This window comes from Streptomyces melanosporofaciens (genome assembly GCF_900105695.1).
Taxonomy (GTDB): Bacteria; Actinomycetota; Actinomycetes; order Streptomycetales; family Streptomycetaceae; genus Streptomyces; species Streptomyces antimycoticus.
On record NZ_FNST01000002.1, the window covers coordinates 3,664,653 to 3,687,423 of the forward strand.

The 22,771-nt window shown below is 68.9% G+C and carries 19 protein-coding genes, 1 tRNA gene, 1 pseudogene and 1 riboswitch; of the genes and pseudogenes, 11 read left to right on the forward strand and 10 right to left on the reverse strand.

Going from position 1 to position 22,771, the window contains the following annotated elements:
- Window positions 1-157: 157 nt before the first annotated feature.
- The 5 genes from BLV72_RS18365 to BLV72_RS18385 all read left to right on the forward strand — a co-directional run bounded on the left by BLV72_RS18365 (window position 158) and on the right by BLV72_RS18385 (window position 5,410).
- The gene (locus BLV72_RS18365) at window positions 158-508 is read left to right on the forward strand and encodes a metallopeptidase family protein (protein WP_059147598.1); all 351 of its coding nucleotides are present in this window, start codon (window positions 158-160) and stop codon (window positions 506-508) included.
- Between the two features lie 246 nt (window positions 509-754).
- The gene (locus tag BLV72_RS18370; RefSeq protein ID WP_093463523.1) at window positions 755-1,351 is read left to right on the forward strand and encodes a hypothetical protein; all 597 of its coding nucleotides are present in this window, start codon (window positions 755-757) and stop codon (window positions 1,349-1,351) included.
- 276 nt (window positions 1,352-1,627) lie between these two features.
- Window positions 1,628-3,907, forward strand: coding sequence for a DEAD/DEAH box helicase (locus BLV72_RS18375; protein WP_093463525.1), 2,280 nt, complete (start codon window positions 1,628-1,630; stop codon window positions 3,905-3,907).
- A 108-nt stretch (window positions 3,908-4,015) separates the two neighbouring features.
- Window positions 4,016-4,088 (forward strand) — tRNA-Lys (locus BLV72_RS18380).
- Window positions 4,089-4,312: 224 nt separating this feature from the next.
- Entirely contained in the window at window positions 4,313-5,410 is a 1,098-nt protein-coding gene (locus tag BLV72_RS18385; protein ID WP_093463527.1) for a right-handed parallel beta-helix repeat-containing protein, read from the forward strand.
- Window positions 5,411-5,527: 117 nt separating this feature from the next.
- Here the strand turns inward: BLV72_RS18385 and BLV72_RS18390 are convergent, their stop codons facing one another.
- The 3 genes from BLV72_RS18390 to BLV72_RS18400 all read right to left on the reverse strand — a co-directional run bounded on the left by BLV72_RS18390 (window position 5,528) and on the right by BLV72_RS18400 (window position 7,391).
- Window positions 5,528-6,034 carry a hypothetical protein gene (locus tag BLV72_RS18390; RefSeq protein ID WP_093463529.1) on the reverse strand — a complete coding sequence of 169 codons (507 nt, stop codon included), beginning with the start codon at window positions 6,032-6,034 and terminating at the stop codon, window positions 5,528-5,530.
- A gap of 276 nt (window positions 6,035-6,310) precedes the next feature.
- Entirely contained in the window at window positions 6,311-6,865 is a 555-nt protein-coding gene (locus BLV72_RS18395) for a hypothetical protein (RefSeq protein WP_093463531.1), read from the reverse strand.
- A gap of 166 nt (window positions 6,866-7,031) precedes the next feature.
- Window positions 7,032-7,391 carry a hypothetical protein gene (locus tag BLV72_RS18400; protein WP_093463533.1) on the reverse strand — a complete coding sequence of 120 codons (360 nt, stop codon included), beginning with the start codon at window positions 7,389-7,391 and terminating at the stop codon, window positions 7,032-7,034.
- A 488-nt stretch (window positions 7,392-7,879) separates the two neighbouring features.
- On the opposite strand from BLV72_RS18400, the gene BLV72_RS18405 reads away from it, so the two are divergent.
- The 4 genes from BLV72_RS18405 (at window position 7,880) to BLV72_RS18420 (ending at window position 13,325) form a co-directional block, all read left to right on the forward strand.
- On the forward strand, window positions 7,880-8,650 hold the full coding sequence (locus BLV72_RS18405) for a DUF6227 family protein (protein WP_093463535.1): 771 nt from the start codon (window positions 7,880-7,882) through the stop codon (window positions 8,648-8,650).
- A 474-nt stretch (window positions 8,651-9,124) separates the two neighbouring features.
- Window positions 9,125-10,486, forward strand: a complete 1,362-nt coding sequence (locus BLV72_RS18410; protein WP_244320835.1) for a PP2C family protein-serine/threonine phosphatase — start codon at window positions 9,125-9,127, stop codon at window positions 10,484-10,486.
- Window positions 10,487-10,793: 307 nt separating this feature from the next.
- A riboswitch (cyclic di-AMP (ydaO/yuaA leader) is annotated at window positions 10,794-10,928 on the forward strand.
- Window positions 10,929-10,939: 11 nt separating this feature from the next.
- Window positions 10,940-12,130 (forward strand): M23 family metallopeptidase, encoded by a 1,191-nt coding sequence (locus BLV72_RS18415; RefSeq protein WP_093463537.1) that lies wholly within the window; start codon window positions 10,940-10,942, stop codon window positions 12,128-12,130.
- Between the two features lie 250 nt (window positions 12,131-12,380).
- A complete protein-coding gene (locus BLV72_RS18420; RefSeq protein ID WP_093463538.1) occupies window positions 12,381-13,325 on the forward strand; it encodes an aldo/keto reductase in 945 nt (314 codons plus the stop codon).
- A 123-nt stretch (window positions 13,326-13,448) separates the two neighbouring features.
- Here BLV72_RS18420 and BLV72_RS18425 read toward each other — a convergent pair.
- Window positions 13,449-13,747 (reverse strand): annotated as a pseudogene (locus BLV72_RS18425) (hypothetical protein).
- A gap of 180 nt (window positions 13,748-13,927) precedes the next feature.
- Here BLV72_RS18425 and BLV72_RS18430 point away from each other — a divergent pair.
- Window positions 13,928-14,479, forward strand: coding sequence for a hypothetical protein (locus BLV72_RS18430; RefSeq protein ID WP_093463540.1), 552 nt, complete (start codon window positions 13,928-13,930; stop codon window positions 14,477-14,479).
- A 112-nt stretch (window positions 14,480-14,591) separates the two neighbouring features.
- Here the strand turns inward: BLV72_RS18430 and BLV72_RS18435 are convergent, their stop codons facing one another.
- Window positions 14,592-14,801: a DUF397 domain-containing protein gene (locus tag BLV72_RS18435; RefSeq protein ID WP_093463541.1), complete on the reverse strand. Its 210-nt coding sequence runs from the start codon at window positions 14,799-14,801 to the stop codon at window positions 14,592-14,594.
- Window positions 14,801-15,646: a helix-turn-helix domain-containing protein gene (locus BLV72_RS18440; protein WP_093463543.1), complete on the reverse strand. Its 846-nt coding sequence runs from the start codon at window positions 15,644-15,646 to the stop codon at window positions 14,801-14,803. Before BLV72_RS18440 ends, BLV72_RS18435 begins: the two co-directional genes overlap by 1 nt.
- 223 nt (window positions 15,647-15,869) lie before the next feature.
- On the opposite strand from BLV72_RS18440, the gene BLV72_RS18445 reads away from it, so the two are divergent.
- Window positions 15,870-16,523 (forward strand): ATP-binding protein, encoded by a 654-nt coding sequence (locus tag BLV72_RS18445; protein ID WP_244321411.1) that lies wholly within the window; start codon window positions 15,870-15,872, stop codon window positions 16,521-16,523.
- Window positions 16,524-16,530: 7 nt separating this feature from the next.
- On the opposite strand, the gene BLV72_RS18450 is transcribed toward BLV72_RS18445, so the two are convergent.
- From BLV72_RS18450 to BLV72_RS18465, 4 genes are read right to left on the reverse strand one after another with little or no spacing between them, the layout of a single operon-like run.
- A complete protein-coding gene (locus BLV72_RS18450) occupies window positions 16,531-17,961 on the reverse strand; it encodes a sigma factor-like helix-turn-helix DNA-binding protein (RefSeq protein ID WP_093463546.1) in 1,431 nt (476 codons plus the stop codon).
- Between the two features lie 9 nt (window positions 17,962-17,970).
- Window positions 17,971-18,570, reverse strand: a complete 600-nt coding sequence (locus tag BLV72_RS18455) for a hypothetical protein (protein ID WP_093463548.1) — start codon at window positions 18,568-18,570, stop codon at window positions 17,971-17,973.
- Window positions 18,567-20,231, reverse strand: coding sequence for a DEAD/DEAH box helicase family protein (locus tag BLV72_RS18460; protein WP_093463549.1), 1,665 nt, complete (start codon window positions 20,229-20,231; stop codon window positions 18,567-18,569). The genes BLV72_RS18455 and BLV72_RS18460 overlap by 4 nt, the downstream gene beginning before the upstream one ends.
- Window positions 20,228-22,579, reverse strand: a complete 2,352-nt coding sequence (locus tag BLV72_RS18465) for an ATP-binding protein (RefSeq protein WP_093463551.1) — start codon at window positions 22,577-22,579, stop codon at window positions 20,228-20,230. The genes BLV72_RS18460 and BLV72_RS18465 overlap by 4 nt, the downstream gene beginning before the upstream one ends.
- Window positions 22,580-22,771: the final 192 nt, after the last annotated feature.

Here is a 22,771-nt window from a genome sequence, read left to right on the forward strand (position 1 = left end):
TACGGGCGCGTATGCCTGGGCGGCGCGGGAGCGGGTCTTGTGATGGCGCACTGGGTGCCGGGCGGTGGCGGCGTGCCAGGCGCCTGTCCCGCGTCCGGCGCGGATGCCTTGGCGCGGACCGCTCCTTTTCCGGGCCCGGCTGCCTGACAATGGCCTCGTGCTGGAGATGACGCGCGAGGAGTTCGAGGAACTGGTCGCCGAGGCGCTGGACCGGATTCCGCCGGAGCTGACACGGCTCATGGACAACGTCGCCGTGTTCGTGGAGGACGAGCCGCCGGCGGAGGATCCCGAGCTGCTCGGGCTCTACGAGGGGACGCCGCTCACCGACCGGGGTGAGTGGTACGCGGGCGTCCTGCCGGACCGGATCACGGTCTATCGGGGTCCGACGCTGCGGATGAGCGAGACGCGGGAGGACGTCGTCCAGGAGACCGAGGTGACCGTGGTCCATGAGATCGCGCACCACTTCGGGATCGACGACGCCCGGCTGCACGCGCTCGGCTACGGCTGATCGCTGACCTCTGCCGATCGCGGCGTCTGCCGATCCCTGACCTCTGCCGATCGCGGCGTCTGCCGATCCCGGCTTCATCCGACCCCGGCCCGCTGCCGATATCGGCCTCCGGCCGCCCCCGCCTACGACCGACGCCGGACGCGCGGTCTACGCGCTGGGCCGGGTCCGCGCCGTATGCGTGTCCTGGGCGGGTCGGGGCCAGTTGAGCAGGGCGTCACATCCCTGCCGTCTGGAGGTGTCCCGCGCATGCCTGGATTCCCCGTGCCCGGATCCCCCGCTCCTCGCACCGCCCGTTCCCCCCGGACGTCCCGTTCCGCCCGGACGTCCCGGCCCTCCCGGCGCGCGCCCCGTCCCGCGGCGCGCGGGGCGGCGCTCGCGGCGCTCGTGGCCGTCACGATGGCGCTGGGCGGCTGCATGAGCATCGCCGACGACCCCGAGCGGCCGGACAAACACCGTGGCTCCCACCAGAAGGGCGAGGCGGCGGACACGGGTGGCGCCGTGGTGCGGTCGGACAGCAGGGGGCGTGTGCACGACGACTCCGGCCGGGACAAGAAGGACGGGAAGGGGAAGAAGGGCGAGAAGCGGAAGGACGGCGAGGACCGGTCGGCCTCGGCCTCCGCGACCGACCCCGAGACCGAGCCGTCGGCCCCGCCCGGTAAGCACGGGGCCCCGCACCATGGACCGGACCCCTCCGCCCCGCCGCAGCCGGGCGGCGCCACCCCGTCCGACGCGCCACCCGCGCCCCGGCCGACGAGCCCGCCGCCGAGCGCGCCGGACCCGAAGCCGACCGACGCCGAGCCCCCGACCGCGCCCGCCTCCCCGTCGGCCCAGCCGGCGGGCTGATCCGCACCGGACGCCGCGGGCCGACCCCGCGACGACCCGGACCCGGAAGACCCCCACGCCTGGCACCGCTGTCCACCACCGAGGGAGCTCATTTGCTCTTGAGGGGTGAAGGTGCGTATGGTGGTAGATCGTTTGATCCCATTTGCCCGGCGCCTCGTAAAAGTGCGCCGTGAGGCGCGTTCCTTGCCATCCCGTGGCTGACCGCATAGAGGCGGTCGTTTGCGACAACACGGAGTTTGGGCGCGTGCCGAGACTCCGGAAGGTTTCGCATTTCGCATGTCCGTTTCCACTGATCACGCCGTCATGCCCGCTGTCGATGAGCCGAACGAGCTGACCGCTCCGGCCGAGCCGTTCGAGCAGGAGCAGCGCGACGAGCAGGCTGAGCAAGCCGCCACGGAAGCCCCCGAGACCCCTAAGGCGCCCGACATCACTTTCGCCGACCTCGGCCTCCCCGAACAGATCGTCCGCAAGCTGGCGCAGAACGGCGTGACCACGCCCTTCCCGATCCAGGCCGCGACCATCCCCGACGCCATGGCCGGGAAGGACATCCTCGGCCGCGGCCGTACCGGCTCCGGCAAGACCCTCTCGTTCGGTCTTCCGCTGCTGACCACGCTGGCCGGCGGGCACACCGAGAAGAAGCGGCCCCGGGGCCTCATCCTGACCCCGACCCGCGAGCTGGCGATGCAGGTGAGCGACGCGCTGCAGCCTTACGGCGATGTCCTCGGCCTCAAGCTCAAGGTCGTCTGCGGCGGCACCTCGATGGGCAATCAGATCTACGCGCTGGAGCGGGGCGTGGACATCCTGGTCGCCACCCCGGGCCGACTGCGCGACATCATCGACCGCGGCGCCGCGTCCCTCGACAAGGTCCAGGTCTCCGTCCTCGACGAGGCCGACCAGATGGCCGACATGGGCTTCCTGCCCGAGGTCACCGAGATCCTCGACCTGGTGCCGCAGGGCGGCCAGCGGCTGCTGTTCTCCGCGACGCTGGAGAACGAGATCGACAGCCTGGTCAAGCGCTACCTGGTCGACCCGGTCACCCACGAGGTCGACTCGGCACAGGGCGCGGTCACCACGATGACCCACCACGTGCTCGTGGTGAAGCCGAAGGACAAGGCGCCGGTCACCGCCGCCATCGCGGCGCGCAAGGGCCGCACCATCATCTTCGTCCGGACCCAGCTGGGCTGCGACCGGGTCGCCGAGCAGCTGTGCGACGCGGGCGTACGCGCCGACGCGCTGCACGGCGGCATGACGCAGGGCGCCCGCACCCGCACGCTGGCCGACTTCAAGGACGGGTACGTCAATGTGCTCGTCGCCACGGACGTCGCCGCGCGCGGTATCCACGTCGACGGCATCGACCTGGTGCTGAACGTGGACCCGGCCGGCGACCACAAGGACTATCTGCACCGCTCCGGCCGTACGGCCCGGGCGGGCCAGAGCGGCACCGTCGTCTCGCTGGCCCTGCCGCACCAGCGCCGCCAGATCTTCCGGCTGATGGAGGACGCGGGCGTCGACGCCTCCCGCCACATCGTCGGCGGCGGCGGTGCGTTCGACGAGGACGTGGCCCAGATCACTGGCGCGCGTTCGCTCACCGAGGTGCAGGCGGAGGCGGCCTCGAACGCGGCCAAGCAGGCCGAGCGCGAGGTGCAGGATCTCAGCCGGGAGCTGGAACGGGTGCAGCGGCGCGCGGCCGAGCTCCGCGAGGAGGCCGACCGGCTGTCCGCGCGGGCGGCGCGTGAGCGTGGCGAGACCGTGGCACCGGCGGAGCCCGCTTCCGAGGCCGGGGCGGAGACGGCGGCCGCGGCCGCTGTGACGCTGCCGGCGCAGCGTACGGCGGAGCCCGCGACCGTGCCCGCGGTGAAGTCCGCGGACGCCGCCGAGGGCGCGGGCGACGACGAGGCGCCGCGCCGCTCCTCGTACGACCGCCGGGACAACGACCGGGGTGGCCGTTCCTTCGACCGTCGGGACAACGACCGCGGCTTCAACCGGGACCGCCGGGATGACCGTCGCGACGACCGCCCGTTCAACCGCGACCGTCGGGACAACGACCGTGGCGGTCGCTCCTTCGACCGTCGGGACAACGACCGCGGCTTCAACCGCGACCGCCGGGATGACCGTCGCGACGACCGCCGTGACGACCGTGGCGGGGACCGCCCGTTCAACCGCGACCGTCGGGACAACGACCGGGGTGGCCGTTCCTTCGACCGCCGGGACAACAACGACCGCGACCGTGGTGGCTTCAACCGCGACCGTCGCGACGACCGTGGCAACTTCGGACGTCGGGACGACCGTGGCGGCCGTCCGTACGAGCGCCGTGACGACCGCGGTGGCTTCAGCCGCGACCGCCGGGAGAACGACCGTGGTGGCCGTTCCTTCGAGCGCCGCGACCACAACCACCGTGGCGGGGACCGTCCGTTCAACCGCGACCGTCGCGACGACCGCCCGGCCCGCCGTGACGACCACCGGGGCGGCTCCACCGGCGGCCGTTCGTACGAGCGCTCCGGCGGCTCGTCCTTCGACCGCCGCGCCGACAAGCCGCGCTGGAAGCGCAACGGCTGATCGGGCCGTCCGGAGGGCCGTGCAACACCGCGCTGTTGCACGGCCCTTCGCTCCCGGAGGGTATTGGCTCGGGTGTTGGTCCCCGGCCGAGCTATGCTGCGGGGGTGCGGGTCATTAGCTCAATTGGCAGAGCAGTGGACTTTTAATCCATTGGTTCAGGGTTCGAGCCCCTGATGACCCACTTCGGAAACCGCAGGCGCCATCGGTGACCTGCGGTTTCGTCGTTTCTGAGGGTCCCGTCGCACGGTCTTCCGCGGCCTGGGAACGGGGTGTTCGCACCCCCGTCGTACAGAAGATCGAGTCTCACTCGACCGGCGCTTGAGCGGATGCCGAACGGTACTCGACCGCAGAGTCTGAACCTGCTGCGTCTGACCCGCTGCTCGGAAACGCTAAAGGAGACTCCTCGTGCGACTCGCGACAACGATCCGGGGATTGATCCCCGTCCTGGCGCTGGCGGTATCGGCATGGGCGGTTTCCGCTCCGGCGTCCGCCGAAGGGAAGGGAGGCGGCGGAGGGGCGGGCGAGAAGGCGGCCCCGGTGCCCTGCGGGGACGTGGCGGCGCTGATCACCGCGGTGAGCGAGGCCAACGGCTCGCCCTCGGGCGGCTCCGTCTCCCTGGCCACGGGGTGTGTGTACACGCTGGGCACCGCGGCGTACACCGGCGGTCCCAACGGCCCCGACGGACTGCCGCTCATCACCCGTGACGTGACCATCAGCGGGACCCAAGCGACCATCACACGCAGTGCGGCCGCGGGCGACTTCCGGCTCGCGGAGATCGCGCCCGGTGGAAGCCTTACGGTCAACGGCGTGACCTTCTCGGGCGGCCGGGCGACCTCGGGGGCGGGTACCGACGGCGGCGGCATCTTCGACGCGGGCTCACTGAGGCTGATCAACGCCACGGTCACGGGCAACACCGCGAGCAACGTCGGCGGTGGCATCGAGGTCGCCTCGGGCGGTTCAGCGGTGCTTTCGGCCACGGATGTGACGCACAATTCCGCGGGGGACGGCGGCGGCATCCACGTCAATACGTCGGCCACCCTCAGCGTCTCGGGCGGCAACATCTCCGACAACGCCGCGTCCAGCTCGGGCGGCGGCGTCAGTAACTTCGGAACGACGCTGCTGGGCGCCGTCACGGTCGCGCGGAACAGGACCACCAACTTCGAGGGCGGCGGTATCGCCACCGCGGTCGGAGATCTCACGATCAACGGCAGCCGGGTCGCCGAGAACACCGCCGGCAGTTTCGGTGGCGGTATCGCCAATATGGGCAGCGCACTGCGTGTCCTGTCCACCACCGTGACCGGAAATACCGCCACGTTGAACGGCGGTGGGCTGTTCCAGCACGCGGGCACGACACAAATGATCGGCGATACGGTCACCGGCAATACGGCCAATGGCGGCCAGGGCGGCGGCATCTTCACCGACGGCGGCACGATCTCGCTCGCCGCGACCACGGTCTCCGGGAACAATCCGAACCAGTGCGTACCGGCTCTTGCGGGATGCTGAAACACACCGCTGAACGATCCCGCTGAATCCTGGCACCGAACGATCCGGCCGAACGCCGCGGCGCCCCCGGAAAACGCGCTTCCGGGGGCGCCGCGTGCTCGATCGCGAGATCGGCCGTCAGTGCTTGCAGTCCTTCTTCTTCGCCTTCACCTTGGCCTTGTGGTGCTTCTTGGCCTTGTGCGGGTCGGCCTTGGCCTTGTGCACCTTCTTGGCCTTGTGCGGGTCCTTGGCCTTGTGCTTCTTCGGCGGGTCCTTGTGCACGACCACGACCGGGGCATCGTTGACCGCGATGTTCGTGCAGTCGGAGCCGATGTTGGTGTCGCCGGTCGGGGCGGCCACGGTGGTGATGACGGTGGGGCCGGTGGCCGTGTCGCACTCGTTGGACTGGACGACCGAACCCACGTTCTGCGCGAAGTTCACGCAGTCGGAGCCGAGGGTGATGTCGCCGGTCGGGGCCGCGGCACCGGTGTTGGTGGTGGCGCCGGTTGCCGTCTCACAGTGGTTTCGCTGAGCACTGCTGGACTGCGGGAAGAGCCCATGAGCACTCGCGCTACCGGCGCCGCCGACCACCATTGTGCCCGCGGCCGCCGCGGCCATGAGAGCTGCCTTCTTGCCGATCTGCATTGTTCTGGTGCCTCCATATCGGGTCTTCTCCGCGAATATTCCGCAGACACCTCTTGAACGAGATTTGGGCAATCCGGGATCCGGGACTATGTGAAGCACCACCCATCCGCCACAGTAAAGGTATGTTCAGCAAAGGTATATTCAGCCGGTGCGGAAGTCGGTGGATGTCTCTTCGCAAAAAATGAACGCGGCCCCGGGGAGATTTCCCCAAGGCCGCGTTCATGTCGAGCGGATTTTTCCGGAAGCTCGGTGGCGAACTCCGGTGAGCTCGATTTTTCAGGACCGCTGACGGTTTCCCTGGCCACCGCTCTTACCGCTCTTCGTGCCGTTCGCCTTCGTCCCCTGACTTCCGTTCTCGGGGTCGGAGCCGGCGACATTGGCACAGTTGGTCTCGGTGGTGACGTCGGAGCCGGGGCCGATTGTGATCGGGCCCGTCACGGAGGTGGTGCGACAGTCGTTGGTCTGCTTCGTGACACCACCCGACTTGCTGACGTTGACGCAGTTGGTCCCGTTCTTGATTTCGGAACCGGGAGCCAGCGCGACGGTGATCGGACCGATGACGGAGTGGGTACGGCAGCGGTTCTCCTGCGTCGTCACGCCCGATTCGGCGGTGTTGACACAGTCGGTCTGATTGCTGATCTCGGTCGGGCCGGCGGCCACGGTGATGGCGCCGACGACGGAACTGGTGGTGCAGCGATTGCTCTGCGTCCCGCCGTTGGCGCCTGCCGCGCGGCTGGGACCGGAATCGGCGGCGTCGGCTCCGCCCGCACCGCCGATGAGCAGCGCACCCACGGCGGCCACGAGAAGCGCCGACCTTTTGCGCATGTGCATAAAGAGCCTCCAATCGGGCTTTCGGCGCGGTGTGCTCGGCACCGTCACCGAAAAACCTTTTTCATGGCAGCGGCCCTGGAAGAGGAGCTTCCAGGGCCGCGATTCCCAACGGGGGGATGCCTCATGGTGTTACCGCGGGCGGGAACACCATGAAAGGGTCAGCGACTCAGTGGCGCTTGACGCTGTCGTCGTCGACGGCAATGTTCGTGCAGTTGGAGCCGATGTTGGTGTCGCCGGTCGGGGCGGCGGCGCCGGTGACCAGCGTGACACCGGTGGACGTGTCGCAGTCGTTGGCCTGGACGACCGAACCGCTGCTGTTGGTGAAGTTGACGCAGTCCGACCCGATGTTGATGTCGCCGGTGGGGGCGGCGCCGCCGGTGTTGGTGGTGGCACCGGTGGCCGTGTCACAGCTGTTGAGCTGCACGATGAGGTCGTCGTTGTTGTTGGCCAGGGCACCGCCCGCACCACCGATGACCAGAGCGCCGGCGGCCGCGGTCAGGAGAATCGCCTTCTTGCCGATGTTCACTTAATTCCTCCGTCTGGGTTGCTCCGCGAATTCACGGACGCATGACACAACGAAGCTCATCAGTTAAGGCTTCGGGCCGCCAGTCAGCTTCACCCGTCCGGCATAGTGCGGCTCTTCCGGGGCGTGTTCTCCAAGAATCCCGCTAAGGGGGACCAATGCAAGGCCCATTTGGCCCAGCTCGGCCCGGCGGGCACGTGAGTCCCTTTAATTGAATGAAGGGAAGCGGCTGGCCGGCAGAAGGGGTCCGGACGCGGTGGGACCCGGCGCCCACGGTGGCCGACCGACCCACCCTGCCCCGCGGGCGTACTTGTTCGACCGGTCGGACGAGTGATACATCCAGGCGCTACGACGCAGGAGTGAGTGAGGCACAGTCACACCGACAGCTTCGCGGAACCGCGGCGCGGCGCGTGTTCACGCCGCTACGCTAAGTGCGCGAGGTAGTCGCCCGGGGGCGCGGCGAATCAACGCCGGGAGGCGGGAGGAGAGACATGGGGCACTCACGAGCGGACGGGACCCCGGCCGAGCTGATGGACGGGCTGCTCGCCCGTGCGCAGAACGGCTTCGAGATCGGCGAGGCGGTGCTGGCCCAGGCGCGGAGCGCCCTGATGCACCAGTCCGAGCTGCGGTCCTGCCGACAGTGCAATGAGCGGTGCGGCCAGCTCGGCTACAGCACCTATCGGCATGTCTTCCTGCTCCCCGACGGCAGCAGCCTGCTGCTGTGGGAACTGGAGCACAACACCGGCGAGGGCGGTCGCCCGCTGTACGAGCTCTACGCGGACGAGGACGCCCTGACGCTGGCCGAGCGCCGCGTCCATGATCGCCTCGGCGGTGCCCGCTGGGAGGAGCTCGACGGGTTACCCCTGTGGCTGCCGGACCAGCTGCTGCATACGGCCGAGCCCCTGGAGAGCTCCCGTGCGTATGTGGCCGACAATTCGGCCGACCACGCCCGTCGTGTCCTGCGCCGCGCGGAGAACCCCGACCGCCCGGGCGAGGAGACCGAGCGGCTGCTGACGACCGCGTTCGCCCATGACATCGCCCTCGCGCCCAAGCCCCGGCGCCGCTCCGGCGGCCCCGACGCGACCTGGTGCCGGTTCTATGAGCACGCCTTCCTGCTCGCAGGAGGGGACGAGGTCGTGCTGTGGGAGCTGGAGCACAACCTCACCCGGGACGGACGGCTGGTGTGCGAGGTCTACCTCGACGAGGTCTCGGCGGAGCTCGCGGCGGACCGCCACGCCCGCGCGCTGGGCGTCGACCTCTGACGTCGCATGGGTGCCTCTGACCATCCGTAGCCTCTGACGCATCTGTAACCCATGACGTATCCGTAACTTCTGCTGCATCCGCAACCTCTGGTGTCTGGTGCGCCCGTAGCCGCTGACGCCCTCCTGGCCGCTGACTCCCTCGTGACCTCTGACGGGCCGGCAGGGCACCCGCCGCGTAACCTCTGGCGCTCTCGTCGTGGGTCTGACGCGCCCACAGCCTCTGCCGCGCCGCGGAGAGCCCGTCGCGTGCCCGCTGAGTGCCCGTGTACGCCCTCCACGTGCCCGCAGTGAGCCCTCCGCGTGCCCGCTGCCTGCCCGCAGCGCACGCGCGGGAGCCGGGCCCGCTCACGGCGCCCGTCCAGCACCCGCTTGGCCGACACCGATTCGCCTGGCAGCCCGTCAGCCGGAAGCCTGGTGACGAAGGTGACGAGGGCGGCGACGGCGGGACGCGGACCAGGGAAGCGAGAGAAGCCGGTGCGGGTGCGAGGGAGCAGGGCTCGTACGGGCGCCCGTACGGAGTGGCGTACGGCCTGGCCCCGGCTGAGCCGCCCGCACACCCACCGCCGCCGCACCCGCCTGCGCACGCTCATCGACACCGGCGCCGCGGCCGGTGGTGTCTCCGCCGACGCATTCACCGGCCCCACCGCGGGGCCCGGCCCGGCCGAGGACGCTCACCAGGGGCTGCCGGGCCGCCGGGTGGCCCGCTGGGTTCCCGCCCTCCTCATCCTCGGCGGCGTCAGCTTCGACCTGGCCACCCCGTCCGGCTACACCGCCTCGCCCTTCTTCGCCGCCGCCCCTCTGGTCGCCGCGGCGCTCTTACCGCTGCGCCAGACCGTCATCATGGCCGTCATCGCCGTCCTCACGACCTGCCTGCTGGCGGAGTTGCACGGTGTGACGGACCCGACCCAGGCGGCCACCGAGATCGTCACGGTCGCCACCGTGACCGTGCTGGCGGTGGCGATCAACCGTGTCGTACGCCGCAGCTACCACCGGCTCGCCTCGGCGCGCGGTGTCGCGGAGGCGGCCCAGCGCGCCGTCCTGCCCGCGCCGCCCGCCCGTCTCGCCGGGCTGGAGATCGCCGCGCGCTACGTCCCGGCGGAGAAGTACGCGGCGATCGGCGGTGACCTGTACGCGGTCCAGGACACCCCGCACGGCGTACGGCTGACCGTCGGAGACGTACGCGGCAAGGGGCTGGGGGCCGTGGAGGTCGTGGCCATCCTGCTGGGCTGCTTTCGGGAGGCGGCGGAGCAGGAGACGACTCTGGAGGCGCTCGTGGGCCGGCTGGAACGGGCGCTGCAGCGTGAGGGCGCCCGGCGGGCCGACCTGGAGGTGTTCGAGGGGTTCACGACGGCGGTGGTGGCCGAGATTCCGCGTGGCGGCTCCACTCTGCGGCTGCTCAACCGCGGCCATCCGGCACCGCTGCTCATGGCGGAGGACGGCGCGGTGCGCGCCCTGGAGCCGGAGGCGGCGGCGCTGCCGGTGGGGATGGGGGAGTTGGCCGGGTGGCCGGACCGGGTGATGGAGCTGGGGTTCGAGGAGGGGGAGACGCTGCTGCTGTTCACGGATGGGGTGACGGAGGCCCGGGACCGCAATGGCGCGTTCTACGACCCGGCGAAGCAGCTGCGCGGCCGCCGCTTCGCCGATCCGCAGGAGCTGCTGGACGCGTTGGTGGCCGATGTCGAGCGCCATACGGACGGCGGGACGTCGGACGACATGGCGCTGCTGGCGGTCCGCCGGACCCCGGCCCGCGGAAACGGACGGGGGAACGGGCGCGACGGCGGTGATGCGCACCGCACAGGCCTTACGGGGGGCGGCGACACTCCCCACCGTCCGTAGCCGACCGGGTCCATACCGTCCGTAGCCGACCGGGTCCATACCGTGCGTAGTCGACCGAGCTCCCTCCGCATAACAATTGCTGCACGATCGGTCCGCACGCGTTTTTGTGAACCTTTGGCCAGTGTGCCGACTCGCCCCGATCTGTCCCCTCTTGAGCGCTAAGTTCATGCCAAAGGTGCGCGGATTCCTCAGAACAGCTTGGAATCACATCGCGCTCTCTATTAACGTTCGATAACGCAGCGCGGTCGTCACAACCGTCGCAAGGGCGGCACCGTGCGCCGTCGCCGAATCCCATACGTACACCGGCAGTACCGCACCACCAGAAGCACCAAGGGAACCGGGGAACCAACACCTTGGGGTGAATCGGGTCGAACCTGACCCGTAGGAGACCTTCCTGCTCCGAACCCGTCAGCTAACCCGGTAGGCGAGAAGGAAGGAAAGGAGTGCGCCTCCGTGGCGTCCAACAGGTCTGCCCTGGACGAGGCCCCGTATCGCACACGGGGAGGCGGTTTGGGGACCGCCACCGCCTACGGCCCCGGCTTCGACGCCGGCGCCGGGATGAGCTCCGGGGACGGCCACTTCGCCCCCGACGATCGGTACCCGGATGCGGATGGGGACGCGTTCGAGGGCCCGGGTGCCGGATTCGAGACCGAGCCCTGGGAGGAGTGGAACCCCACCGAGGAGTCCATCGCTCCCGTACGCGGCCGGCACCGCGTGGCCAAGCAGCGCGGCGGGACCATGGCGCGCAGCGGCGCCGTCCTCGGGGTCGGCGTGATCGCGGCGGTCGGTGCGGGCGGTATGGCCAGCGCCAAGGACCGTCCCAAGCCGCCCATTTCCATGCCGGACCTCGGCCATGTCGCCGATGAGGTCAAGGCCAGCCTGCCCGCCGCCAAGGACCTGCCCGGCATCGGCTCCTGGGCGTCGGACGACAGCGGCGGCCCGCAGACGGCCGCCGCCCCGCTCTCCCAGGCCGGGCTGACCAGCGAGGACGAGCAGCGCGGCACCACCGACGCGGGCGAGGCGCTCCGCGCCCGCATCCTCCAGCAGGCCGAGAACCAGCAGAACGCGGCGGACGAGGACAGCCGCACCGCCGCGGCGAAGGCCGCCGCGGAGAAGGCATCCGACCAGGCCGCGGAGGTGGCCGCGCAGCGGAAGGCCAAGGCCGAGGCGGAGAAGAAGGCCGCCGAGCAGCGGGCGAAGGAGGCGGCCGAGAAGAAGGCCGCGGCCGAGCGCCAGGCCAGGCTCGCCGCCGCGTACACCCTCCCCGTCGGCTCGTACACCCTGACCGCGAGCTTCGGCCAGGCGGGCGACATCTGGTCGGCCGACCACACCGGCCAGGACTTCGCCGCCCCGACCGGCACCCCGGCCAAGGCGGTGCACGGCGGCACCATCACCCAGGCGGGCTGGGCCGGTTCGTACGGTTACCGCATCGTGCTGACCCTCAGCGACGGCACCGAGGTCTGGTACTGCCACCTGTCCTCGATGGTCGTCACCTCGGGCAAGGTGACGGCGGGCGACGTCATCGGCCGCGTCGGCGCCACCGGCAATGTGACCGGCCCGCACCTCCACCTCGAGGTCCGGCCGGGCGGCGGCTCGCCGATCGACCCGATGCCCTGGCTGCGCCAGCACGGGATGAACCCCTGATACAACCCCTGATACTCCGGCGGCTCTGGCGCTCTCTCCCCCCTTGACGCCAGGGCCGCCGGTTTACGTCCCGACGGGGCCGCCCCCAGGAACAACCCCCCAGGAACAACCCCCCAGGAACAACCCCTCAGGAACAACCCCTCAGGACCAACCCCTCAGAACCAACCCCGCCCAGCCACCACTCCAGGAACAACCCCGCCCAGCCACCACTCCAGGAACAACCCCGCCCGGCCACCCGTTGTAAAGACGTATGGCTGACAACACACAGAAGATCGGTGACCTGTCCGTCTTCCCCTTCTCCCTCGGCGGGAACGTCTTCGGCTGGACCGCCAACGAGTCCGAGTCCTTCCGGGTGCTCGACGCCTTCGTCGCGGCGGGCGGCAATTTCATCGACACCGCCGATGTCTACTCCGCGTGGGTGCCGGGCAACGAGGGCGGCGAGTCCGAGACCGTCCTGGGCAACTGGTTCGCCTCCCGGCGCAACCGTTCCGACGTCGTCCTCGCCACCAAGGTGGGCGGCGGCTCCCCGGAGCCCCGCGGCCTGACCTCGTCCGCCATCAAATCGGGCGTCGAGGAATCCCTCCAGCGGCTGCGCACCGACTACATCGACCTCTACTACACCCACTACGACGATCCGTCGGTGCCGGTGGAGGAGATCATCACCACCCTGGACGAGCTGGTCAGGGAGGGCAAGGTCCGCGAGATCGCCGCGTCCAACGTCAGCGCGGAGCGCCTGGAGGCCCTGCTGACCTTCTCCACCCAGGAGGGCCTGGCCCGCTATGTCGCCCTCCAGCCGCACTACAACCTGGTATCCCGCGACACCTTCGAGGGTGAGCTGGCCGACGTCGCCGCCCGCCACCACCTGGCGACCATCCCGTACTACTCCCTGGCGTCCGGCTTCCTGACCGGCAAGTACCGCCCGGGCACGGCGGTCGACAGCCCCCGCTCCTCGGGCGCGGCCCAGCACCTGGAGACCGAGCGCGGCCAGAAGGTCCTCGCCGCCCTGGACGACGTCGCCGCCAACCACCGCGCCGAGCCCGCCACGGTCGCCCTGGCGTGGCTCCTCGCCCAGCCCACGGTCGTGGCCCCCCTGGCCAGCGCCAGCTCCGTCGACCAGCTCCCCGCCCTCCTGGCCTCGATCGACCTCAAGCTGACCCAGCCGGAACTGGACCTGCTGACGTCGGCATCGGACTGACGGGAAGGCGGGACGGGACGGGGGCGAACCGCCCGGCGGACGGTAGGACGGCGGGCGGGCCACAAGCCCCGCCCGCCTGAGCCCCCCGCACGTACGCGAACCGCTACATACGACTGAGGACCCCTACCGCCGATCGGCGAGGGCCCAGGACGCGAGGGCAACGCCACCGGCGACGGCGAAGACGGACGGCCAGGCCCCGATCTTCTTCGCCAGCGGATGCGACCCGGCGAACGCGGCGACGTACGCCGCACTGAGCGCAGCGGCGGCCCCGTTCCCGGCCTTCTCCCGCCACCCCGAGCGGCCACCGCCCCGGCAGCCGCGAGGGCAACCCCACCCAAGGGCCGCCTCTTGGTCCACCGAGCCACCGAATACCCCCCAACCAACCCACCCGCAGCCACAACCCCCGCCGGCACTCCAGCCATCCCGCTACCTCCCACTCCAAGGGTCACCTTGCCCCCGACCATACGCAGGCCCCACGGCGCGCATCCTGCGGTGTGCCGCTCGTGTCGCATTAGCCGACTATTAGCAGAACGCCAAGCCGTTCTTCGAAGCTGGTTGTCGTCCGGGAACGAGACGCGAGAACAGAGCAACGGAGACCCACGATGACCACCGCCACCAACCGTTTCCGTGGCCGCGTCGGCCGCCGCATCGCCGCCGCCATCGTCGCCGCCGCGGCACTGGGCCTGGGGGCCACGGCCTGCGGGCAGGGCGGGTCGGCAGACGCCGCCGGCTCGCAGCACGCCTCGGCCTCGACTCAGTCCAAGAGCGGCTCGCAGGGCCAGGACGGCGGCAAGTCCGCCAAGGCGATGTCCGCCCCTGACGGAAGCGGCGTCGCCAACGCGGGTAACCACAAGACGATCGAGGGCACGCTGAAGTACCTAGCCCCCGGCAAGATGACCGTCAAGCCGGAGGACGGCGGCATGGAGCAGGCCTTCCTGGTATCCAACGCCACGCAGATCCTCGGCGCGGCCGCGATCTGCGCCGAGGACGACGGCGCCGAAGGCGCGTCCATCGGCGATGACGGCTACGGCACCGCGAAGTGCTCCGTGGACGACCTGGAGAAGGCCGTGAAGACCAACAGCGTGACCGTCCGCGTCACCATGGACCGCAAGTCCGGCGGTGCCGAGACGGTCGAGGAGAAGTATCACCCGTAACCTCCCCGCACCCACGCCCCGCGCGCCCGGTGGGCCCTTCGCCCGCCGGGCGCGGGCTTGCGCCCCCGCCCGGCCGGGCGACCGCCATGCCGCGCGGTTCGTGCACCGGCGCTCAGCCCAACTCCCCGCCCCGCACGGCCGTGACGAAGTCCGCCCACGCGCGGTCGGAGAACCCGAGCACGCCTCGACCCGGCTCCTTCGAGTCCCGCACGGCGGCCCTGCCCGGTCCGAAGGACGCTTCTACGCATTCAGTGTTACCGGCACCGCTGTACGAGGACTTGAACCAGCCGGCATCTCTATCGGGTATGCATCCTTCGCGCATCAGATCTCCTCGCGGACACGTTCGATGAGGGCGGAGGACGAGGCCATGTCCAGCGCCTGAGCGCGAAGGTAGTCGAACGCGACCCGGTAGCGCTCCAGTTCCTCATCCTTCTCCATGAAGAGCGAGCCGACGTGGATGTCGACGTACACGACGTCCAGCGAGGGCTCGGCACCCCCGAGGATCACGAAGCTCCCCATGGCCGCTGAGTGGGCGCCCTTGGCGAATGGCAGCACCTGAAGCGTGATGTCAGGTGACTCGTTGGCGCGCAACAAGTGACTCAGTTGCTCGCGCATCACCTCACGCGAACCGACCACGCGCCGGACCACCGACTCGTCGAGGATGGCCCACAGGTGTGGTGGCTTCGGTCGGCTCAGAATCTCCTGCCGCTTCATCCGGAGGTCGACCAGGCGCGCGATCTCCTCCGCGGACAGCCTCATCTCCGACGCGTGCTGCACCGCTTCCGTATAGCCGCGAGTCTGTAGCAGCCCCGGCACATACAGACAGGCGAAGTGATCCTCTCGGACTGCCTCGTCCTCCAAGGTGAAGAGCAGATTCATGCTCTCCGGCAGGGAATCCGCGAAGGAGGTCCACCACCCCTGGCGCTTGGCGTCCTTGGCAAGGCCGACCACGGCCTTTCGCTCCGCCTCACTCGCCCCGTACTCACGGCACAGCGCGTCCACGATGGGCCACTTCACGGGCCCTTCCTGCGTCTCGTACCGGCTGACGGTCGCCTTCGAAACCCCGACGAGGCGACCTGCCTCCTCCAGCGTCATCCCCTTACGGGCTCGGAGCTTGCGCATCATGACGCCGAGCTGTCGTCGACGAGTAGTGGCCCGCACCGGCATGACGACTACCTCTTCCTTCTGAGCTGACCCGTGACGGAGATCAGCGACAACAAGGCTATGGGCGCCGGAAGTTGGCAGACCACCAGATTCACTCTTCCGAGATTCTGTGAGAAGTTACATGGCGAGACTTCTCGGTGCCATACTCGCACCAGCGAGGCTACGCAGCGCAGTCGTACGGACACGGCTGGGTGCAGCGCTGACGTAGCGCCCAAGGAGTGTGGCCATGTACCGCTTCTCAGTCACCGAACCCCACCCCCGCCGCTGCATCCTCCCTTTCGCCGCCGAGCCACCCCAACTGGCCGACCTTCGCCGAGCCGTCAAAGCCGAGCTCGTCGGCTGGGGGATGTCGGCGCTCACGGAAGAGGCCCAGCTGATCACCACGGAACTGGCCTCGAATGTGATCAAACACGTCGGTCAGGGAACTGCGGCCACGCTCGTCCTCGACGCGGGCACTGATCAGCTACGTCTGGAACTGCACGACAACAGCCACAAGGAACCCCAGAGTTTCCACCCCACATGCGAGGAAGAGTCCGGCCGCGGCTTGCAACTCCTCGCCGCCCTGTCAGCCGCCTGGGGCACGACCCGCACGGTGGCCGGCAAGGCGGTCTGGTGCGAGCTGCCCCTGGCCCTGGACGAATCCCGCCGCCGCATTCAGCGCGCAACGACCGTCATGGAGGCGTACGGCCTCGCAGTCGGCAGCCCGACTGCGAGGCTCACCCATCGCCCAGTTCTGGAAGAGTCGGTGACCAGCCTCATCCTGGACCTGCTCCACTGGCTGACCGCACACGGCCTGGATCCCGACGACATCCTCGACCGCGCCCAGACCCACTTTGAGGCATGTTCGTCGTCGGTGACGGGGCCCGTGCTCCTCCCTTAGTCAGCTATCACTGGGTGCTGAGCTTCTCGAGCTTCACATGGCTGTTGCTCCTTCGGCGTTGAATCCGCAGTCCTGGGATGTCCCCGGTGGTGGGGCGGGTTACCCTCGGCAAGCCGTCTCCAGGCTGGGCCGGGCAGTTGTCTGGCGCGCAGCCGTGACCGACACGCGCAGTGTCGTCGTCGAGCCGGAGGAGCACAGCGAGTACGCAACCGTCATCGACCTCGAGTTCTAGCGCGTGGCGGCGAAGGCTGGAGAGCTGGGCCCCGCTGGTGCCGCGGCGGACGATAAGGGGCTGGTGGTCGCCGGGGACGGCGAATGTGCGGCTCATGGGAGCCTGACGCAGTCCGAGTCGCCAGGTTAGCCACGTGTGTACGTTGATGCCGCTGCCGCGCAAAACGTCTCGAGTGACGGGGATCCGGACCCCTAGAACGTCGCCCTCGATGGCCATCGAGTCGGGCTGAGCTGGTTCCTCGTCCTTGATGGGGCGGGCACCGCGGGAGACGAGATCGATGAGGCCGTCCGGAGTCTCGCCCAGCTGGTCGCTGATCAAGCACTGCGTCAGACGCCACGGGGTGACTGGGTGCAGCTCCGTCACTCGGGCGAAGAGCTGTGCTCGGGAGAGGGGACCCGACTCGGTGACTACCGAGACCATCGCCTCTACCGCTGTGGCGTACGGGGAAGCGCGCAGGTGCGTCCACTCGGCGAGGGCCCAGGTCCCCTCAGGGTGGATTCGCCGGAACCGGTTGTCACGGCGCAGTGCCTCCCGTACGGCAGCGACGGTCGTCACAGCCATCGGGGCGAGTAGCTCGTCGGGTTGGCAAGGACGCCCGACTTCCAATAGCCACAGGTACGCGGCGTCGCGTCCCCGCGCCTTGCGGCGGACCCAGTGCCCGTCGGGGCTCAAGGCTAGCCGCGATTCTGAGTGGGTCAGCAGCTCGGCCAGAGGAAGGCCTGCCGGCAGTCCAGCCTCGGAAGCCGCCCAGTCGAGGTCGTCGCCACGGAAGGGAGCGGTGTCGACGAGACGACGCAGAGCGCTATCCAGCGCGCCGGGTTCGGCACTCCACCAGCCACGCAAGGGCCCCGCCCATGTCCGTGGTGTGTCCAGTCCTGCTGCGGCCAGCAGTTCCTCCAGGGCCACGTGGTCGACGAATCCGAGCGCGGCGGCGAAGGCCTTTCGCGGGGCGGCCGGGCCCGCGCCTGCAGCGCGGGCAGACTCTCGCCAGCCTTCCTTGACGATGTCCGCCATATCCGTGAGCTGCTTTCGCACCCGGTTCTGGATTTGGCGCGGGCGCTCGCGGCTCAGCCCGAGTGCCGCCCCGACTTCGTCCAGCGTCCGACCCTCAGACCGGAGCGTCACGACGGCGCGCTCACGCTCGTCGAAGACCTCGGTCTCCCACGCCCTGATTAGCCAATCGCCCATCGACCATTGGTCCCCCATCGCCCCCCCTTACATCTCGTTGAAATAGACGAACCGCACGCCGAGGAACTCGGCCATGCGCCGGTGCTCCTCTTTCTTCTCAGGCGATACGGGATCGCGGAACGGATCGACGACGCAGATCGTCCAGGGCCAGGTCTCCCCAGTGGACCGATCGAGAATGGCGGGCCATACGAGGTGCTTGAGGTTCGCCGCCGTGCCGGCCACGAAGTGCCGCTCCTCATCCTCAATCCCGACCTCGCGGATTCTCGCGCGCATCGGCTTCTGCTGGGTGGTCCCCGGGATGACCTCCCAACCGGGGCCGAGCGCCGCCACAACCATCTGCTCGAGCGTCGCGGCCGGCCGCGTCACGTACTTGGCGTACTTGCCCTCGCCGCGCCGTGCTCGCTCGTACTCCTTCATAGGACAGTCCTTCAGCCACGGACGGATGTTGGCCCGCTGCCCCACGAAGTCGAGGAGGCGACCGCCGATCTCCGGATCCTCCGTCCAATCACGGTACAGACGGGTGCGGTCCGCGTCCTGGAGATGCGGCCACCGGGCCTCGTCAGCCTGGGCGTAGATCCGTGTGACTACGGCTTTTTCGACGGCGGGCGGGATTTTGTAGTCGGTCACAGGATTCCTTTCGGTAGGGGAAACTGGAGGCGGATTTCGTCCGCAGCGGTCTCGAGGTTGGCCGCGTCCTGGATCCACATGTCCATCAGCGAGCCGACCGTCTCGTCCTGGAACTGGATTCGGGAGACGTGTGGAAGTTCCAGGTGCTCGGTTTCCTCAGCCTCCAGCGTTCGCCGCAGGTTCAGTACCGCGGCAGCGCGCCGGATATCGGTCACGAAGTCGAGGACCTGAAGAGCCTTCTTGCCGGGGCTCAGCCGCAGCCCGCGGCCGAGCTGTTGGACGAAAATCCTTCGACTGTGGGTGACGCGCAGGAACGCGATCAAGTTCACGTCTGGTACGTCGACACCCTCGTTGAACACATCCACACAGGTGATCACCGGAACACGGCCGAGGCGGAACTCATTGAGCAACACATCACGGTGACGCTTCGGCAGGCCACTGTGAAGGTACGAGGCGTTGGCCCACGCCGGGTCCGAGACGGTGAGGAGGCTCGCCATGTGCTCGGCGTGCTCGATCGTTTGGCAGAACACGATGGCACGTGGCTCAGCGGTCTCCCGCCACGCTGTCCGCAGGTGCTCGACGATCTCCTCGTCCCTCTGGGGGAGGAATAGGCGCCGGTTCAGATCCTTGATGGAGTAGCCGTGACGGCTGATGTCTTGGACGGTGTCCCAGTCGACACCGTCCGCGTACAGCTTGTAGTCGACGGCCGACAGATAGCCCGCCGCCATGCCCTCAGCGATGCCCATCTTGAAGCTGGGGCGGCCGAAGCGGGCAGTGATGTCGAACTTGTCGCCACGCCAAGGGGTGGCGGTGACTCCGAATCTTCCAGCAGTCCCGCACAGATCGAGGAGCTCCGCAAACCTGCCGGTCTCGGCCACGTGATGGGTCTCGTCGATCATGACGAGGTCGGGTTTGTAGCCTCCGCACACGGCGGACAGTGCCGATTCAACGGTCGCGACGACAACGCCGTCGAGGGCCCGGGGCTTGCTCTCGCCGGTGAGGAGGCGGGTGGGCACGCTCTTCGGCAGGTGACGCCACAGCGCCTTCTCCAGCTGGCTGACCAGGTCGCGCATGTGGGCGACGACCAGGACGCGTGCATCGGGACGCGAGATGAGGAGATTGCCGATAACCTCGCCGCCGACGACCGTCTTACCCAGTCCCGTCGCCAGGACCAACAGCGCTGTCCCTTCGCTGTCGAGGTCTCGCTCGATCGCGGCCACGGCCCGTTCCTGGTACGGCCGCAGGGCGTAGGAGGTGGGCACGCGATCAGGCATCCTCTGACCGATCGCGTGCAGGGTGGCCCCGTGCCACAGGGCTATGTCGACGCCGATCCCCGCCAGCGCCTTGCGCCGCGCCTCGGCTGACGTGCTGATGTTCGTGTTGGCCACCAGCACCGCTTTGTCGGCCCGGTAGTAGGTGCGAGCGCGTTCGAGGTCGTCGACGCCTGCGTGGTCGGCCGTACCCTGCGCCTTCCACTTGCACTGGAACACCCACTGTTCGCGGGCGCGGACCGCGAGCACGTCGGCGCCGTGGTCGTGAGCGCCATCGATGATGCGGACGTCCTGGAACCCCAGGTGCCATAGGGCTCGTTCGAGTGCCTTGGTCAGCCCCTCCGGGCCGCCGTCGCGCAGCTCAGAGGCCGTCAGGAATACGGCGCTCATTCCTCGCCAGCCAGCTCGTCGCGTAGCAAGGCGATGCTCAGGCGAGCTCGTTGCAGCTGTGGGACGGTCGCCCCATCCGCGAACATGCCGAGCGTCGCTACGTCCGCGAGGCAGCCCGTGACTCGGGCCAGGCTCAGCGCCTTCCCGGATGGCGACGACACCCCGGTGTACGGACCACGGAAGACGGCGCCGTCCATGAACGACTCCGGCACCGCCTGCACGAGCCGGACCAAGGCCAGTGCGGGCATGTAGAGAACGAAACTGGAATCTTGCCCGTGACGGCCGACGAGTCCGACACGGCCGGCCGCGATCATCGCCTCCTCGGTCGCGAACTTTTCCTCGTCAGAGAGGTGACCGTAGGCGGCGGTGCAGCCGTCACTCCGGTCGAGGGCTCCGGCCACACGTTCGCGGATCTCCGCAAGGAGGTCGCGAGCCTCCGCGCCAACCGTGGTTCCATCGAGCACGCTGTCCTGCAGGGACTCGGCGCGGATCGCGGCGACAAGTTGGGACGGGCTCCAGTCGGAGCGCGCCCGAACCTTAAGGAGGGCGGCCAGTTCGACCAAGAGGAGATCGGCGTAGTCCGCACCGAAGCGCAGGAACGCGGAGTGCTCAGAATTGATAAGGGCGGTGACCTCGTTGCCGGACCGCTGGTCGAGGAGGACCGGGACGGGCAGCCCATGGTCATCGAGAAGTGACTCGCCCGGCTTCAACAGCAGGGTCCGGACCTTCACGTGACCAAGTTCGGGATGGCCGAAGGGCCGGCTCAGGTAGGCGTGGGGCGTCGCGGCATTCTCATAGCGGGCCAAGCGCTCGCTACGGGTTTCCTTCTTCTCCTTCACTGCTACGGCGGTAGGGGCGGACACGACGGAGGCAGTGGACGCGCTCTCGGGCTGGCGGGCCGTGCCAGAGGTGGGCATATCGACCGGGAAGTCGAGCGCGTCCTTGACGGCCTGCTCGTCGGGCTGAGCCGGCACACTGGCCGCCGTCTTGGTTTCCTTGCTCCGCTTTTTGAGCTCCTCATGCCGTAGGACTGCCTGCCACCAGTGTTCGTCACTCTGAAACTCGGTGTCACCGGCCTGGAACTTCCGGCCCCAGGCCCGGCTCGCTGCGTGGACGGGATTTTTGCCGTCGCCGGGGACGAGATAACGCAGGCCCGCGTCGTTGCGACGGAACCCCTTAAACAACAAGGCCAGCGGACTTTCATTTTCAGGGTAGTTGAGCTTGCGAGCGCGCTGAGGCTGGAGCGGCGCAACGCCGCGCAGCAGCTCCACGGCGCTGAGCCAGCTACGATCTCCGTACTCGAAGGCATCCTTTTGATAGGTGACGGGGACGTGGTCGAGGTGGATCTCGCCGATGAGGCGGCCGCCCTGGTGGGCGAGATCGACCGGGTACTCGGGCTCCTCATTCCCCGCGATCCCGTCAGGATTGTTCCAGGTGAAGAGCTGCTTGTCCCAGCGCAGGATCTTCCGGCCGTTTCGGAGAAAGTCGATCCCGTACTCGGCCTTGTCCAAGTACCGCTGGACGCCAAGCCAGCCGTGGATCCGGCGTTCGCGCACGGTCAGGTTGCCGCTGCCGCAGACCGAACAGACCTCGCCCGAATGGATTTGCCACTCCCCACAGTCCCGGCAGGCGATCCCGTCCTGGAGTTTCTCGTCGATCGGGATGTAGGCGGGGATCCGTTCCTTGCCGTTGTAGAGCACGTAACGGTCGTCGCCCCAACGGCAGTGGCGGACGGGCTTGACTCGGGCTCCGCCGACGTACAACTCGAAGGGACGTTCATTGAGAATCCATGAGTACACCGAGCCCAGCGTGTTGCGGAGCGAGGCACCGTTGCGGCGTAGCCACTCGGCACGCGTCGGTTGCAGGCGGTCGACGATGATACGCGTGCCATGCTGGGAAGGATCGCTCTTCGGCTCGGTGATGTCCTTCGCCTCGAAGTCGTCCTTGATCTGGTCAAGATCGATCTCGACGCCGATCCACTCCGCGTCGCCCGTGCGGGTCGTTAGGACGCGGGTGCGCCGGCCAAGGCGGGCAGTTGAGATGTTGAAGCCCATGCCGAACAGGCCGAGCTTGTCGTGCATATCGTTCCCGGACCAGCCGGCCCGCACCGCGCGCGCTAGTCGGTCGTACGACATGCCCCGCCCAGAGTCGCGGACCTCCAAAACGCCCTTCGGGGACGACGGCAGGGTCACGCTGACCGTGAAGCCGTCCGGCCACTCCGTGCCCGAGCGGAGGATGTCGAGGAAGTCATCGAAGGGGTTGTCGACGAGTTCGGCCACGCACTGCCACTCGTCGAAATCGATCTCACCCAGCATGCTCAGCACGCGGGCGGAAGGGGTGATCTTCACTCCGGTGGAACCCTCCTAGCGGATCGGGACTGTCACGGCGGCCGCGGCGTGAGTTGGCACGGCGAAGCCGCCCGACTCTCATGAGCCGAGCGTTCAACCCTGAGGATAGAGGGGGCCACTGACGATACAGCTGGAATTTGCGGACCCTGGCGAATCGTGTGCTACCGGGACGGAGATGAAGGCGTCGAACCG